This is a genomic window from Streptomyces sp. CNZ287 (assembly GCF_007827615.1).
Genome location: NZ_VISV01000033.1, coordinates 20,303 through 35,547, shown reverse-complemented (window position 1 = coordinate 35,547; position 15,245 = coordinate 20,303). Strand labels below are relative to the sequence as shown.

The window sequence follows — 15,245 nt, the reverse complement described above, 5'->3', positions numbered from 1 at the left end:
GTGTCGATCGCGGCGTCGACGTAGCTCATGTCGCAGCCGTACTCGCCGTGCTTCTGCGGCGTGTTGACACAGACGAAGTGCACGTCGCCGAAGGCCGCCGCCTCCTCGTACGACGTGGTGAAGCGCAGCCGGCCGGACGAGCCCTCGACGCCGGAGACGTGCGCGCGCAGCAGGTCCTCCAGACCCGGCTCGTACATCGGCACCCTGCCGGTGGACAGCAGCTCGACCTTTTCCTCGACCACGTCCAGGCCGAGCACGTCGAAGCCCAGCTCCGCCATCGCGGCGGCGTGCGTGGCACCGAGGTAACCGGTGCCGATGACGGTGATCTTCAAGGTCATGGTCCCGAGCATAACGGCGGGCTCCACCACACCCGCCTGGGCAACCATGGGCCCGGGTGCGGAGTCTGACTCATGAGCGTGCACCAAAGGGAGTGGGGATCGTGGCGAGGCAGCATCTGGACGGAACGGGCAGCGGAACCGACGAGCCCGGTACGCCGCGCGCCCGCGAACCGGAGGCGCCGTACGCCGGGGACACGTCGACGGCGGCGCACGCGGCCTACGTGGACGCGGCGTTCGCGCCGGGCGCGCAGGGGACACCGGGAGCCCCGGGCGCACTCGGGGGCAGGCCCGGGGGACCCGACGGCCGGGACCCGCTTGCCGACCCGGTGACCAGTCCGGCGACCGGCCCGGCTGCCGACCCGGCGACCGGCCCCGGCGGCCCGGACGACCCGGACGGCCCCGAAGACCCCGCCGGCGCCCCCTCGCACGCCGCGCCCCGCCGCCGGATGCGCCGCGGCCGCAAGGTGCTCCTCGGCGCCGTGATCATGCTCTTCGCCGGCGTGCTCATGGTCGCCGGCGGCCTCTGGTGGGCGTACGAGCACTACACCGGGCGCGTCGACCGCATCCCGAACGCCTTCCCGACGAACGTGCCGGAAAAGCACCGGCCCGCGCCGTCCAAGGGCGGTGAAACGTACCTTCTCATCGGCGTCGACGCCCGCTCCGACCTCCCGCTCACCGGCGACGGCGCCGGTGAGCACACCTGGAAGCCGGGCGCGCAGCGCAGCGACACGATGATGCTCGTCCACCTCCCCGAGGGCCGCGACGGCGGCTACGTCGTCTCGCTGCCCCGCGACTCCTGGGTGAACATCCCCGGCCGGGGCGACGCCAAGCTCAACGCGGCCTTCTCCTACGGCGGCCCCCCGCTGCTCATCGACACCGTGCAGCGCATGACGAAGGTCAAGATCGACCACCTCGCGGTGATCGACTGGAGCGGCTTCAAGCGGCTCACCGACGCCGTGGGCGGCGTGGACATCACCATCGACGAGACCACCCCGCGCCGCAACGGCGGCGGCGAGTGGACCGCCGGGACCCACCACATGGACGGCAAGACCGCCCTCGACTACGTACGCGAACGCCACGGCCTGCCCCGCGGCGACCTCGACCGCACCCAGCGGCAGCAGAACTTCCTCCGCGCCGTCATCACCGAGACGATGTCCTCGGACAACTTCTCCAACCCGCTCAAGGTCAAGCGCCTGCTGGACGCGGTGACCGCCACGGTCAGCGTCGACGACCGGTTCTCGGACGGCGCCATGCGCGACCTGATGTGGGACATGAAGGGGGTGCGCTCCGGCGACCTGGTGTTCATGAACGCCCCGGTCGCAGGGCTCGACATGATCGAGGGCCAGTCGGTGGTGCTCCTGGACGACAAGGCGGGCGACCCCCTGTGGGAGGCCATGCGGAACGACACCATGGCGCAGTACGTCGAAAAGTACCCGACCGACCGCCTGGGCGGCACGGCACCCTGAGCCGGGCCGCGCCCCTGTCGCCAACGTCACGTAGGTCCGCTCGCCGCGCACGGCATACCATCAGAACTACTGAACGGTAATGAGCATGCGCGGGAATGGAGAGAGCCTTGGCAGGAGCGCCCGAATTCGACCTGTACCGCCCGGCCGAGGAGCACGACATGCTCCGCGACGCCGTACGCTCGCTCGCCGAGGCGAAGATCGAGCCCTTCGCGGCCGAGGTGGACGAGGAGGCGCGCTTCCCGCAGGAGGCGCTGGACGCGCTCGTCACCAACGACCTGCACGCGGTCCACGTCCCCGAGGCGTACGGCGGCGCGGGCGCGGACGCGCTGGCGACGGTCATCGTCATCGAGGAGATCGCCCGCGTCTGCGCCTCCTCCTCCCTGATCCCGGCCGTCAACAAGCTGGGTTCCCTGCCTCTGATGCTCTCCGCCTCGGAGGAGCTGAAGGCGAAGTACCTGACGCCGCTGGCACGCGGCGAGGCGATGTTCTCGTACTGCCTCTCCGAGCCCGAGGCCGGCTCCGACGCGGCCGGCATGAAGACCCGCGCCGTACGGGACGGCGACTCCTACGTCCTCAACGGCGTCAAGCGCTGGATCACCAACGCGGGCATCTCCGAGTACTACACGGTGATGGCCGTCACCGACCCGGAGAAGCGCTCCAAGGGCATCTCCGCCTTCGTCGTCGAGAAGTCCGACGAGGGCGTCTCCTTCGGCGCCCCGGAGAAGAAGCTCGGCATCAAGGGCTCCCCCACCCGCGAGGTCTACCTCGACAACGTCCGCATCCCCGCGGACCGCATGATCGGCGCCGAGGGCACGGGCTTCGCCACCGCCATGAAGACCCTCGACCACACCCGTATCACCATCGCCGCCCAGGCCCTCGGCATCGCCCAGGGCGCCCTGGACTACGCCAAGGGCTACGTCCGCGAACGCAAGCAGTTCGGCAAGCCGGTCGCGGACTTCCAGGGCGTCCAGTTCATGCTCGCCGACATGGCCATGAAGATCGAGGCCGCCCGGCAGCTCACCTACGCAGCCGCCGCCACGTCCGAACGCGGCGGCGCCGACCTCACCTTCCAGGGCGCCGCGGCCAAGTGCTTCGCCTCCGACACGGCGATGGAGGTGACCACGGACGCGGTCCAGCTCCTCGGCGGCTACGGCTACACGCGCGACTACCCGGTGGAGCGCATGATGCGCGACGCGAAGATCACGCAGATCTACGAGGGCACCAACCAGGTCCAGCGCATCGTCATGGCCCGCAACCTGCCCTGATGCGGGCGACGCCGGACCCCGCCGCCGCGCGGCGGGGTCAGAGGCGGGCTATGTCCGGGATGGCGGCCTTCGGTTTGCGGCGCGGGGGCATGCGGCCCAGGAGGCAGATGTAGCGCGTGGCGCGGTGGCGCTGGCCCCCGGCTTCGTACGGCGCGAGCAGTTCGAGCATGCGCTCGTCGTCCGCGTTGCGCTCGCCGGCCAGGGTGTAGCCCACGATGCGGGGCAGGTGCAGGTCCCCGACGGTGACCGCGTCGGCGGCGCCGATGACGCGCTGGAGGGTTTCCGCCGCCGTCCACGGGCCGATGCCCGTGAGGGCGGTGAGGCGGCGGGTGGCGGCTTCGAGGTCCATGTCCGCCGCCGCCTGGAGGGCGCGGGCGCGGCGGACGGCTCGTACGATCGTCGCCGCGCGCTTGCCGTCGACGCCCGCGCGGTGCCACTCCCAGGACGGGATCATCGCCCAGCCGCGCGCGTCCGGCATCACCCGCATCCGCAGCTCCGCCCCCGCCGGGCCCGGGGCCTCGGTGCCGTAGCGGTGCAGCAGCAGGCGCCAGGAGCGGTACGCCTCGTCCGTGGTGACCTTCTGCTCCAGCACCGACGGGATCAGCGACTCCAGCACCACGCCGGTGCGGATCAGGCGCAGGCCCGGGTGGCGGCGGCGGGCCTCATGGACGACGCGGTGGCGCGGCGTGAACGGCTCCGGGTCGTCCTCGGCGCCCAGCAGCGCCGGGAGGCCGTCCAGCAGCCACTCCGCGCCCGGGCCCCACGCCTCGGCGGCCACCGCCCCGCCCGCCGGGGCGACGCGCAGCGTGCCGGGGCCCGCGGGGGTGCGGCTCGCCCGCCAGACCGCGCCGTCCGCGACGCGGAACGCCGGATCGCCGGGCCCCCGCCGCAGCACGCCCAGAGTGCGCCACAGGTCGTACGGGCCCGGGGGTGCCCAGGTCCGGGTACGGGCGCGGTGGTCGGGGGCGGCGGACACGTCGCACGACTCTAGCCTCCGCCACCGACAGCCACGGCAGCGGCCGGCGCCGGGAGTTGCCCGCGCCGCGGTGCACCGCCCGCGGGAACCGGTCCGCGTCACAGGCGACCGGCACGCGTCCCCCTCTCAGCCCCTTCTCAGCGGCGGCCCTGGTACGACGCCGAACTCGCCCTCGTCGCGCCCAGCCTGTCGTACAGCCGCACCCCCGGGCAGGCCGTCGCGAAGCCGTCCCGGTGCCCCGAGATGACGTTCATTCTGACCCGCGTCCCTCTGGCGTACTTGCCGCCGCCCGACACCTTCGTCTGCTTGCCCTCCGGGTCCTTGCCGAACAGGCCCAGCTTCCACGCCGTCAGCCGCGACACCGCGTTCACCGCGGCCTGGGACGGCACCGCCGAGTCGTAGCTGCCGAGGACGGCGATGCCCATGCTGTTGTGGTTGAAGCCGTACGTGTGCGCCCCCATCACCGCGCGCGTGACGCCGCCCGCCCGGCCCTCGTAGACGCGGCCGCACTTGTCGACCAGGAAGTTGTAGCCGACGTCCGCCCAGTTCAGGCTCTGGGTGTGGTAGCGGTATATGCCGCGGACGAGACCCGGTGCCTCGGTGCAGCGGTAGTCGTTGCCCGTCGCCGAGTGGTGGACGAAGGCGATGTTCACGGTCTTCGTGTACCGGTACCCCTTCGCCCGCCTGCTCTCGTCCGCGCCCCACCCCTTGCGCGTGACGATCTCCGGCCGCGGGCCGACGAACGGGCCGACCGCGGCGGGCAGGGCGGGGTTGAGGCGTACGGCGTCCGCTTCCGACGCGGCCTTGGTCTGCGCGGCGAGTTCGCCCGCGGCCGCGGTGCCGGCCGCTCGCGCCTTGCCCGTTGCCGCCCCCGCCCCGCCCGGGTCGATCAACTCGGCGGTCAGCCCCCGCGGCAGCCCCGCCGCCCCCACAGCCTCCGCAGCGCCCGCCGCCCCCGCCGCGTCCGCCGACCGTGAGCGCGCGGGTACGACGCGGACCTCCACCCCCGTCGACTCCCCCACCCACAGCGGCGCCGTGCCCCCGCGCCGGGCCGCCGCGCCGCCACCGGCCCCGGCACCGGCCTCGCCGCCCGGCTCGGCGCCGGACCCCGGGTCGGGCGCGTCCGCGGCGTGGGGGTCCAGGTCCTGCCAGCCGGACCACCGGCCCGTCTCCGCCGACCTGGCCCGTACCCGCGCGCGCCCGTCCAGCTCCGCCTCCGGGTCCTTCCAGACGACGCCGACCATCGTGAACGGCCCGGCGTCCGGTTTCGAGAGGCCCATCGTGCCCGCCCCGGGCCCGCGTGAGGACGAGCCGAGCGGCGCGAGCGGCAGCGACTGCGTACGGCCGGCGGCCCGCTCGGCCTCTGCCGCCCGGGGGAGCGCGCCCGCCGAAGCGGGCGGCGCCGCGAGCGGGGTGAGCGGCGCGAGCAGCGCGGCGGCGGATATCGCGACGACCGAAGAAGAAAATGCGTACATATCACGCATCTTTTCCATACCCCCCACCGCTGTCCATTTACCTCTGCCGGACGGAGTAACGCGACGGCGTAACCTGACGGCGATGAACCCCACCGCCGCCACCCCCGCCGCCCTGCTCGACGCCGCCCTCGCCGCTGACCCGGCCCGCCCGCTGGTCACGTACTACGACGACACCACCGGCGAGCGCGTCGAACTGTCCGTCGCCACCTTCGCCAACTGGGTGGCCAAGACCGCGAACCTCCTCCAGGGAGACCTCGCCGCCGAGCCCGGCGACCGGCTCGCGCTGCTCCTGCCTGCCCACTGGCAGACCGCCGTCTGGCTGCTGGCCTGCGCCGCGACCGGCGTCACCGCGGTGCCCGCCGACCCCGACCCGGCCGCCGCCGACCTCGTCGTCTCCGGCCCCGGCGCGCTGGAGCAGGCCCGTGCCTGCACCGGCGAGCGGGTCGCCCTCAGCCTGCGCCCGCTCGGCGCCCGCTTCCCGCAGCCGCCGGACGGCTTCCTCGACTACGCCGTGGAGGTGCCGGGGCAGGGCGACCGCTTCCAGCCGTACGCCCCCGCCGACCCGGACGCGCCTGCGCTCGAAGCGCCCGGCGCCCGGTTCACCGCCGCCGAGCTGGTCGCCCGCGCCCGCGCCGACGCGCAGTCGCGCGCGCTCGCGCCGGGCTCCCGCACGCTCTCGACACTGGGGTACGACACGTGGGAAGGGCTCTCCGCGGGCCTCTACGCCCCCCTGGCCGCCGGCGCGGGGGTCGTGCTCTGCCCGTACCTGGACCGGCTCACCCTCGAACAGCAGGAGAAGCGGAGGGCCGACGAGCGCGTCTCGTGACGCCGGTCCGCGCCCCCGCCCCCGAGCGACGCGCGCGGGCGCATGTATCGGGTGTAGCGCCTCATTCGTGATGCGATGTACCGCATGAGGCGGACCGTACGACCCCGGGGGTGCTCGGCCGTCTGCACACGTGGACAACGGCCGAATGAGTGTGACGGATGGGCGCAGACGAGACCGGCCCGCGGGAGGGCGCATCCCCGTACCAGGCAGACCCCCCGCCGCCCCGCCGCCCCCGTCCGCGCAGCCGCCGCCGCGTCCTCGCCCGCCGCGTCGGCCTCGGCCTGGCCGTCTTCCTCCTCGCCCTCTCCGGCGTCGGCTGGTACTTCTACCAGCGCTTCGACAGCAACATCACCGTCGACTCCGCCACCGCACGCGAGCTGAAGCGCTACGAGGCGGAGCGCCCCGCGCCCGCCGCCGGCGGGGCCACCAACATCCTCGTCCTCGGCTCCGACTCCCGCGCGGGCAGTGAGCGCTACGGCCACGACACGGGCGTCGAGCGCTCCGACACCGCCGTGCTCCTGCACCTCGCCGGGGACCGCGACGGCGTCACCGCCGTGAGCATCCCCCGCGACCTGATGGTGAAGATCCCCGACTGCCGCCGTCCCGGCGGCGGGACGAGCGGCAAGCAGGTCAACCAGTTCAACTTCAGCTTCGCCTACGGCGGTGCCGCCTGCACGATCCGCGTGGTGGAGAAGCTCGTCGGCGTGCGCGTCGACCACCACGTCATCGCCGACTTCCAGGGCTTCAAGGAGGTCGTGGACGCCGTGGACGGCGTCGAGGTGTGCCTGCCGGCGGCGATGCATGACAGATCGGCCAAGCTTCGGCTGCCCAAGGGCCGCCAGGTGCTCGACGGAGAGCAGGCGCTCGGCTACGTACGGGCACGCAAGTCCCTCGACGGCGGCGGCGACACCCAACGCATGTCGCGGCAGCAGGAATTCATGGCCTCGCTCGTCAACAAGGTGCAGAGCAACGGCGTGCTCTTCAACCCGCTGCGCCTCGCCCCGCTGCTGGACGCGGTGACCTCCGCGCTCACCGCCAACGAGGAACTGTCGTCGCTCACCGAGCTGTACGACCTCGTACGCGTCGTCCGTGACGTGCCCCAAGAGCGCGTGCACTTCATGACCGTGCCGCGCCGCCCGTACCGCCTGGACTCCAACCGCGACGAACTGGCGCAGCCGGCGGCGCGAGAATTGTTCGGCGCACTGCGAACCGACAGCGTGGTGCGCTTCGTCTCCGAGGGCAGGAAAGCCAAGCAGAAACGGGACTCCGGCGCGCCGCCCGTATACAAGGGGACAACCCCTGTGGATGACATCTGCCGATAGAGCGGATCAACGCGCACAAGGGGGGCACGGTGTATGGAGGGGATGCGCGGGATGTCCTGTTACGAGTGCGTGGAATTTGTCACGGGCGTCGCCAGTCGTCGAAAGAGGCGGCTAGTGTGAGCCGACCGGCCGCCTGACAGGCGGTCGTCGAGCGTATGGCAGGAAGTCCGGCGCCGGCAGGGGGAGGCGCTGACCGAGCGATGTGAGGAACCCAAGCGACCGTGGATGGGCGAGGCCGTGGACACGCCGGCGAGGTCGACCCCGCCGATCAGTGGGTGTTCAATCCCGAGACCGGCAGCTACGAGCTGCGTCTCGACCCGCAGATCCCGGGCAGACAGGCGCCCCAGCCCCACGGCCACCACGCACCGGGTCCGCACGGTCACGCCCCGCACGGGTACGGCGGCCCGCCTCAGCAGCCGCAGCAGTACATCCCGCAGCAGAGCGGGCAGCCCTCGCACGGCCAGGCCGCCCCGGGCCCGCAGCACGCGCAACCGCCGCACGCCCAGCCGCACCCGGGCCCGCCGCAGCCCGGCCAGCCGCATACCGGCGGCCCGCCCCGGCCCGGCGACAGGCACCAGTCCCACGCGTCGCCCGCGGAAGCCCCGGAGAGCCTTCAGGAGCCCCGCCTGCCGTCCCAGCGCCGTCGCGGCGCGGCCGGCGGCTCCGGCGGTGCGGGCGGCTCGGGGCCGGACGGGGACGGGCCGCGCAGCCGCCGCCGCCCCAAGCCCCGTAAGAGCAAGAAGAAGAAGGCGCTGATCTGGGTCGCCGGCGGCCTCGCGGTCGTGCTCTTCGCCGTCGGCACCGCGGCGTTCCTCATCTACCGCAAGCTCAACGGGAACATAGACAAGGTCGAGGTCGCCGGCGAGGATCACGCGGCGGTCATCGACGGCCCCGTCAACATCCTCGTGATGGGCACGGACAAGCGCACCGGCAAGGGCAACGACGGCTACGGCGACATGAACAGCCCCGGCCACGCCGACACCACGCTGCTGTTCCACGTCTCCGAGGACCGCACCAACGCCACCGCGATGAGCATCCCGCGGGACATGATCACCGACATCCCGGACTGCAAGACCAAGCAGGAGGACGGGAGCTGGAAGACCATCCCGGGGACGTACGAGACCAAGTTCAACGAGAGCCTCGGCCAGTTCGGCCGCGACCCCGGCTGCACCTGGAAGACCGTCGAGCAACTGACCGGGCTGGACGTCAACCACTTCATCCTCGCGGACTTCAACGCCGTCAAGGACCTGTCCAGCGCGGTCGGCGGCGTCGAGGTGTGCCTCGCCGAGGACATCAACGACCCCAAGTCGAAGCTCAACCTCCCCGCCGGCCGGCACACGGTCGAGGGCGAGGAGGCGCTCGCCTTCGTCCGCACCCGCTACTCGGTCGGCTTCGGCAGCGACCTGAGCCGGATCGAACTCCAGCAGCAGTTCCTCAGCTCGCTCATCCGCAAGATGAAGTCCGGCGGCTCGCTGAGCAATCCGAAGAAGATGTACGACCTGGCCGACGCCGCCACCAAGGCGCTCACCGTCGACTCCGGCATCGGCAGCGCGAAGAAGCTCATGGACCTGGCCAACGACCTCAAGAAGGTCCCCCAGGACGACATTACTTTCGCGACTTTGCCCGTCCTGGACAACCCTGAGGACGACGCAACAGTCCTCATGGATGAGGCCAAGGCGAAGCCGCTCTTCAAACTGCTGGCCGCGGACAAGCCGTTCGACGGGGCGAAGAAGGGCAAGAAGGACAAGCCGGTGAAGAAGTCGGAGCCCGGGGAGGTGAGGGTCGACGTCGTCAACGGCGGCGGGGAGTCCGGCATGGCGTCGGCCACCGCCGGGTGGCTTCTCGACGAGGGCGCGGGCTACGCCGCCGAGGCCGGCAACACGCCGGATCTCCAGCCGGAGACCCGGCTTGAGTACGGTCCTGACCAGGCCGAACAGGCCGCACGGCTCGCCGACATGATGGGGCTGCCGAAGTCGGCCATGAAGAAGACGGGGGAGAACGCGGGGGCCGGGGGAACCATGACGCTCACGCTCGGCGAGGACTTCGCTGCACCGGGCACCCCGGTCGAGGCGCCCGACAAGGCGCCGGACGGGGTGCAGAACGTCAAGGCCGGAGACAAGAACGTCTGTGCGAAGTGAGGCGTACGTGCGGACTGGACACCGCACGTCCGCGATCGACCAGGAGGCCCCATGCGCCGCAGCAATGTCCGCGGTAGCGGAGCAGACGGTCGACCCGACAGAGCCGGCGAGCTCGGCTGGGACGACTCTCTGTACGAAGACGCGGGCGCGCCGGGCATGCCGCGGCAGCGCGGCTACGCGCGTCACACCGGCGACCACGACCCGCACGACGACGACGGCCGCGAAGGACCGGGCCCCGGCGCCCACCCCGGGAGCCACGCGGAAGGCCCCGGGGACGGCGGACCGCCACCGCCGCGGCGCCGCCGCGGGATGCGTATCGCCCGCTGGTTCTTCGGCATCGTCGCCTTCCTCATACTCGGCACCGCGGCTGCGGGCTACCTCTACTACCGCGACCTGAACAACAACCTGGAGAAGGACCGCCTCAACCTCGGCAAGAACAAGCTCGACGAGAAGCAGCCCAACGCGGACGGCCAGACCCCGCTGGACATTCTGCTCCTGGGGTCCGACAGCCGGAACTCCGACGAGAACGTCCGCCTCGGCGGCTCCCGCGCCGACCGCGGCCGCAAGCCGCTCGCCGACGTGCAGATGCTGCTCCACGTCTCCGCGGACCGCAGCAACATGTCCGTCGTCTCCGTCCCGCGCGACACCCGGGTGACGATTCCGGAGTGCACCGACCCCGACGACGGCACGGTCTACCCGGAGACCACGTCCCAGACCATCAACACCAGCCTCCAGAACGGCGGTCCCGGCTGCACCGTCGCCGCCTGGGAGGCCCTGACCGGCGTCTCCATCGACCACTTCATGATGATCGACTTCGCCGGCGTGGTGAGCATGGCCGACGCGGTGGGCGGCGTCCCCGTCTGCGTACGGGACAACGTCTACGACGACGACTCCGGGCTGCGCCTCGAAGAGGGCGAGACGACCATCAAGGGCGAGCAGGCGCTGCAGTGGCTGCGCACCCGGCACGGCTTCGAGGACGGCAGCGACATCGGGCGTACGCACGCGCAGCACCAGTACATGAACTCGATGGCCCGCCAGCTCAAGGAGGGCGCCAAGCTCTCCGACCCCGGCAAGCTGCGCCGCCTCGCCGAGGCGGCGACCAACGCGCTCACCGTCGACGACGGCCTGGGCGACCTGAAGAAGCTCTACGACCTCGGGAACGACATCAAGCGGGTGCCGCCCGAGCGCATCACCATGACCACGATGCCGTGGGTGCCGGACCCGCAGAACAACGCGCACGTCGTACCCAACGAGGAGGACGCGCCGCAGATCTGGTCCATGATCCGCAACGACGTCGCCTTCGACGGCAAGGACAAGCCCAAGAAGAAGAAGCCGGACGACCTCGTCGCCCAGGCCGAGCCGAAGGCGGACATCCCCGTCCTCGTCCAGAACGGCACGGGCACCACCATGTACGCCCCGGTCACCGGGCGGGCCGGCGACATCGCCGGGGTGCTCGCCGAGGACGGCTTCACCCAGGCCGCCACGGACGCCACGCCCAAGTCGCAGGCGGACACCACCGTCTCGTACGCGACAGAGGAGCAGCACGCGAACGCCCTGGCGGTGGCCAAGGCGCTCGGGCTGCCGGACCGGGCGGTGAAGGAGTCCAGCGGCGTCGACGGGGTGACGCTGGTGGTCGGCGCCGACTGGCGGGAGGGCAACGCCTATCCGCCGGACGCCGGCGGCGACGCCGACGACGGCGAGGAGGCGGGGCCCGAGAAGGCGCCGGAGAGCTCCAACCCGCTGGCGGGCAGCGACAAGAAGGCGTGCATGGACGTCAATCCGTCCTACACCTGGTGATGCCGCGGCCCCGCGCGCGTGCGGGCGGGGCCGTACGGAAGCCCGCGGCGAAGGCGGCCGGAGGTCAGCCCGCCGTGACCGCGGGGCGGCGGCTGGCGATCACCTTCTGCGCCAGCGACCGCGGGCTGGTGAGGAACCCCCAGCCCCACGACATGTGCATCGTGGCCAGCGCCACCGGGATCTGCACACGCGCGCGTGCCGGCAGACCGCGCCCCGCGGGCACCGAGCCGGCCGCGATCCCCACGGCGTACGCGAGTGGAATCGCCAGCCCCAGCGGTGTCAGCGGGGTGACCAGCACGCCCGCGACGATGCCGGCGAGGGCGGCGGGCGGCGCGAGATAGCGCGGGTTGATCGAACCCTTGTGGTACCGCGCGACGACGCGGCGCCAGCGGCCGTAGTCCTTGTACTGCTTGGCCAGTGCCCGCAGGTTCGGCCGCGGCCGGTACGAGACCCGCAGCTCCGGCGAGAACCAGACCGCCCCGCCGGCCGAGCGGATCCGGAAGTTCAGCTCCCAGTCCTGCGCGCGGATGAACTCCTCGTTGTACCCGCCCTGCTGCTCCAGCGCCTCCCGGCGGAAGACGCCGAGGTACACGGTGTCCGCGGGCCCCGCCTCGCCGCCGGTGTGGAACGCGGCGTTGCCCACCCCGATGCGCGCGGTCATCGCCGCGGCGACGGCCTGCTCCCAGCTCGTCTCGCCCTCGGCGTGCATGATGCCGCCGACGTTCTGCGCGCCGGTCTCGGCCAGCAGCCGGACGGCGGTGGAGATGTAGCCGGGGGAGAGCATGCCGTGGCCGTCGACGCGGACGACGACGGGGTGCGAGGAGGCCGCGATGGCGGCGTTGAGCCCGGCGGGCGTACGGCCCGTGGGGTTCGGCACCGTCTGCACCCGGCAGCGCGCGCCGTCGGCGGTCTCGCGGACCAGCTCGGCGGCGATGGCGTCGGTGCCGTCCGTGGACGGGCCGAGGGCGATGACGACCTCCAGCTCGCCCTCGTAGTCCTGCTCCAGGATGTGCCGCACCGCCTCACGGAGGTGCCGCTCCTCGTTGAGCACCGGCATGATCACGGAGACCGCGGGGGGAGTCGCAAAGTCGTTCATGGCGCCGCTCAGGTTACCGCGAACGGGGGATCGGGGCGTGCCCGCAGGGTGGCGTTAAGCGTACGGACGGCGTGTGCGGGGAAGGACGGCGCCTGCGTCCCTACCGTGGTCGGGTCCGTGCCCGTGCCGCCGTGCTGCCGCCCAGGCACAGACGCGCCCCTGCACGCATGTGCGCGCGGCGGACGACGCCCGTATCCGAGCCCCGTGGAGGTCCCCACACCGTGCCAGCCCCGTCAGTGAAGCGCCCGCGCTGGGGTCTGCGGATCGCCACCGCACTCTCCCTCCTGCTGCTGGCGACCGGTGGGGCCGGGTACTTCCTGCTCAGCTCCATCGGCTCCGGTATCGACAGGGTCGACGCCTTCGGCGGCATCTCCGACCGCCCCCGGGAGGGCCACGGACTCACCTTCCTCGTCGCCGGCGTCGACCGGCGCGACAGCGTGAGCGAGGAGGACCGGCGCAAGTACCGCCTCGGCGGGGAGCCGTGCAACTGTACGGACGCGCTGATGCTCGTCCACCTGTCGAAGGACCGCGAGCGCGCGAGCGTGGTCAGCATCCCGCGCGACAGCTACGTCGAGCTGCCGCCGCACACCAACCGCGCCCTCGGCGAGCGGCGCACCGCGCACGCCGCGAAGGTCAACGCCGCGTACACGCACGGCGGTCCGCCGCTGACCGTACGGGCCGTGGAGAAGCTGTCCGGGGTGCACATCGACCACTACGTGGAGATCGACTTCGCGGCCTTCATGAAGACGGTGGACGTGGTCGGGGGCGTGCAGGTGTGCACGCAGCGCCCGCTGCGCGACAAGTACTCCGGTCTGGACCTGCCCGCGGGCACCAGCAGCCTCGACGGCGGCGAGGCGCTGGCGTACGTACGCGCCCGGCACCTGGACGGCGCGTCCGACATGGGGCGGATGAAGCGCCAGCAGCGCTTCCTGGCCGCCGTGATCGACAAGCTCACCGGCACCAGCGGCCTGATGAACCCGCTGCGCTTCCGCGAGGTCGGCTCGACGCTCCTGGGCTCGGTGCGTACGGACGCGGCACTTGACACCGGCGCGGTGTTCTCGCTGGGCAAGGCGCTGCACGGGTTCTCGCCGGGGTCGTCGGAGTTCGCGACCGTGCCGGTGGCGGACATGGACTACGAGGTGCCGGGGCTCGGTACGACGGTCAGGTGGGACGAGGAACGGGCCCGGCGGCTCTTCGACAGGCTGCGCGAGGACAGGCCGCTCAAGGCGCGTGGCGGGGGCCCGGACGGCAGGAAGGGACAGGGAAAGGGGCAGGGCAAGGGACAGGGCAGGGCGGCGCCGGTGGAGGTGCCGCCGGAGCAGGTCCGGGTCCAGGTGGCGAACGGCACGGGGGAGGACGGCCTCGGCGGCCGGGTGGACCGCTCGCTGGCCCGCATCGGCTTCGACACCACCGGGGCGCCCACGACGGCGGCGCGGACGGACCGCACGGTCATCACCTACGACCCGGAGTGGGACCGCTCCGCCCGCTCCCTGGCGGCCGCCCTCCCGCACGCGAAGCTGGTACAGGAACGCGGCCACGGTGCGCTCATGGCGGTCACGCTGGGCGACGACCACGAGAAGGTGCACCGGGTGCGGCCCGCGGACCCGGTCCTGGACGGCGCGGACGTCTGGTCGGCGGTCACGGGAGACGAGGTCCTCTGCACGTGACGCCGCCCGCGGGGACGGCGGGGCGGCGCGCGGTCGCCTGCGCAGACGGGGCCGACAGCAGCACGCGGTACAGGGGCGTAGGCGGTCGCCACCCCCGGGCCGGCGTACGCCCCGGAACGCGCGTGAATCCCCCGGCGTGCTTCGAGCAGCCCTGCCCGGCACGGGCGACGTCGCGGTGAGGCTCCCACCCGGCGGTGGGCCGGGCGTACCCCGCCGCCCGACCGCGGTCAGGCGGGTTCGCTGCGGGCGCGGAGGTTCTTGATCGCACGGCGGCGGGCCAGCCGGTGCGTGCGCCGGATCTGCGCCTCCTGGCAGCGCCGCTCGTCGCGCTCCGTCTCCGGCGCGACCGCCGGCACCGGGCGCGGGCGGCCCTGGTCGTCGACCGCGGCGAAGACCAGGTACGCGCTCGCGACCTGCTTCGCCGGCGTCGACTCGTTCCACCGCTCCGCCATCACCCGCACCCCGACCTCCATCGAGGTCCGCCCCGTCCAGTTGACCTGCGCCAGGACGTGCACCAGGTCCCCGATCCGCACCGGCTCCAGGAACACCATCTCGTCCATCGACGCCGTCACCGCGGGCCCGCCCGAGTGGCGCCCCGCGACGGCCCCCGCCACGTCGTCGACCAGCTTCATGATCACGCCGCCGTGCACGGTGCCGAGGAGGTTCGCGTCGTTCGCCGTCATGATGGACGACAACGTGGTGCGGGAGGCCGAGGTGGGTTTCGCCTCGCCTGCCGCCGGCCGCGCCTGATCGTTCATGTGTGTCACTGTATGCGGCGCGCCGCTTTGCATCAGAACCGCTACAAGCCCGGTCCGATTCAGAACCCCCCTTCAGGTCGGCACGGCGGGCAGGGCACACTTCCCGCATGAGTGACTGGCC

General features: G+C 72.6%; 12 protein-coding genes. 7 read left to right on the top strand and 5 right to left on the bottom strand.

Annotation, left to right across the window (positions count from 1 at the left end):
• On the bottom strand, positions 1-338 hold a 338-nt coding region (locus FB457_RS34395), incomplete at its 3' end, for a 3-hydroxyacyl-CoA dehydrogenase NAD-binding domain-containing protein (protein ID WP_486589259.1).
• A 101-nt stretch (positions 339-439) separates the two neighbouring features.
• Here FB457_RS34395 and FB457_RS34390 point away from each other — a divergent pair.
• A complete protein-coding gene (locus tag FB457_RS34390; protein WP_253911224.1) occupies positions 440-1,804 on the top strand; it encodes an LCP family protein in 1,365 nt (454 codons plus the stop codon).
• 95 nt (positions 1,805-1,899) lie between these two features.
• On the top strand, positions 1,900-3,069 hold the full coding sequence (locus FB457_RS34385) for an acyl-CoA dehydrogenase family protein (protein ID WP_186462101.1): 1,170 nt from the start codon (positions 1,900-1,902) through the stop codon (positions 3,067-3,069).
• Positions 3,070-3,106: 37 nt separating this feature from the next.
• Here FB457_RS34385 and FB457_RS34380 read toward each other — a convergent pair whose 3' ends face one another.
• Together FB457_RS34380 and FB457_RS34375 are read right to left on the bottom strand one after the other, a co-directional pair.
• Positions 3,107-4,045 carry a DNA glycosylase family protein gene (locus FB457_RS34380; RefSeq protein ID WP_145784616.1) on the bottom strand — a complete coding sequence of 313 codons (939 nt, stop codon included), beginning with the start codon at positions 4,043-4,045 and terminating at the stop codon, positions 3,107-3,109.
• 137 nt (positions 4,046-4,182) lie between these two features.
• Positions 4,183-5,520: a peptidoglycan recognition protein family protein gene (locus FB457_RS34375; protein ID WP_145784621.1), complete on the bottom strand. Its 1,338-nt coding sequence runs from the start codon at positions 5,518-5,520 to the stop codon at positions 4,183-4,185.
• A gap of 82 nt (positions 5,521-5,602) precedes the next feature.
• On the opposite strand from FB457_RS34375, the gene FB457_RS34370 reads away from it, so the two are divergent.
• The 4 genes from FB457_RS34370 (at position 5,603) to FB457_RS34355 (ending at position 11,603) form a co-directional block, all read left to right on the top strand.
• Complete coding sequence (locus FB457_RS34370) at positions 5,603-6,346, top strand: TIGR03089 family protein (protein WP_145784614.1); 744 nt, start codon at positions 5,603-5,605, stop codon at positions 6,344-6,346.
• Between the two features lie 158 nt (positions 6,347-6,504).
• On the top strand, positions 6,505-7,668 hold the full coding sequence (locus FB457_RS34365; RefSeq protein WP_047016079.1) for an LCP family protein: 1,164 nt from the start codon (positions 6,505-6,507) through the stop codon (positions 7,666-7,668).
• Positions 7,669-7,943: 275 nt separating this feature from the next.
• Positions 7,944-9,806 (top strand): LCP family protein, encoded by a 1,863-nt coding sequence (locus FB457_RS34360; RefSeq protein WP_047016078.1) that lies wholly within the window; start codon positions 7,944-7,946, stop codon positions 9,804-9,806.
• 51 nt (positions 9,807-9,857) lie between these two features.
• Positions 9,858-11,603, top strand: a complete 1,746-nt coding sequence (locus FB457_RS34355) for an LCP family protein (protein WP_047016077.1) — start codon at positions 9,858-9,860, stop codon at positions 11,601-11,603.
• Positions 11,604-11,667: 64 nt separating this feature from the next.
• On the opposite strand, the gene FB457_RS34350 is transcribed toward FB457_RS34355, so the two are convergent.
• Positions 11,668-12,699: a glycosyltransferase family 2 protein gene (locus FB457_RS34350; RefSeq protein ID WP_047016076.1), complete on the bottom strand. Its 1,032-nt coding sequence runs from the start codon at positions 12,697-12,699 to the stop codon at positions 11,668-11,670.
• Positions 12,700-12,935: 236 nt separating this feature from the next.
• Between FB457_RS34350 and FB457_RS34345 the strand changes: the two genes are divergently transcribed.
• Positions 12,936-14,366: an LCP family protein gene (locus tag FB457_RS34345; RefSeq protein WP_145784619.1), complete on the top strand. Its 1,431-nt coding sequence runs from the start codon at positions 12,936-12,938 to the stop codon at positions 14,364-14,366.
• Between the two features lie 227 nt (positions 14,367-14,593).
• On the opposite strand, the gene FB457_RS34340 is transcribed toward FB457_RS34345, so the two are convergent.
• Positions 14,594-15,124 (bottom strand): acyl-CoA thioesterase, encoded by a 531-nt coding sequence (locus FB457_RS34340; protein ID WP_047016074.1) that lies wholly within the window; start codon positions 15,122-15,124, stop codon positions 14,594-14,596.
• Positions 15,125-15,245: the final 121 nt, after the last annotated feature.

Bases quoted from the DNA above. Each gene is read 5' to 3' on its own strand.
- FB457_RS34365 (WP_047016079.1), top strand. From the start codon at position 6,505: ATGGGCGCAGACGAGACCGGCCCGCGGGAGGGCGCATCCCCGTACCAG.
- FB457_RS34340 (WP_047016074.1), bottom strand. From the start codon at position 15,124: ATGAACGATCAGGCGCGGCCGGCGGCAGGCGAGGCGAAACCCACCTCG.
- FB457_RS34375 (WP_145784621.1), bottom strand. From the start codon at position 5,520: ATGTACGCATTTTCTTCTTCGGTCGTCGCGATATCCGCCGCCGCGCTG.
- FB457_RS34385 (WP_186462101.1), top strand. From the start codon at position 1,900: ATGGAGAGAGCCTTGGCAGGAGCGCCCGAATTCGACCTGTACCGCCCG.
- FB457_RS34355 (WP_047016077.1), top strand. From the start codon at position 9,858: ATGCGCCGCAGCAATGTCCGCGGTAGCGGAGCAGACGGTCGACCCGAC.
- FB457_RS34370 (WP_145784614.1), top strand. From the start codon at position 5,603: ATGAACCCCACCGCCGCCACCCCCGCCGCCCTGCTCGACGCCGCCCTC.
- FB457_RS34350 (WP_047016076.1), bottom strand. From the start codon at position 12,699: ATGAACGACTTTGCGACTCCCCCCGCGGTCTCCGTGATCATGCCGGTG.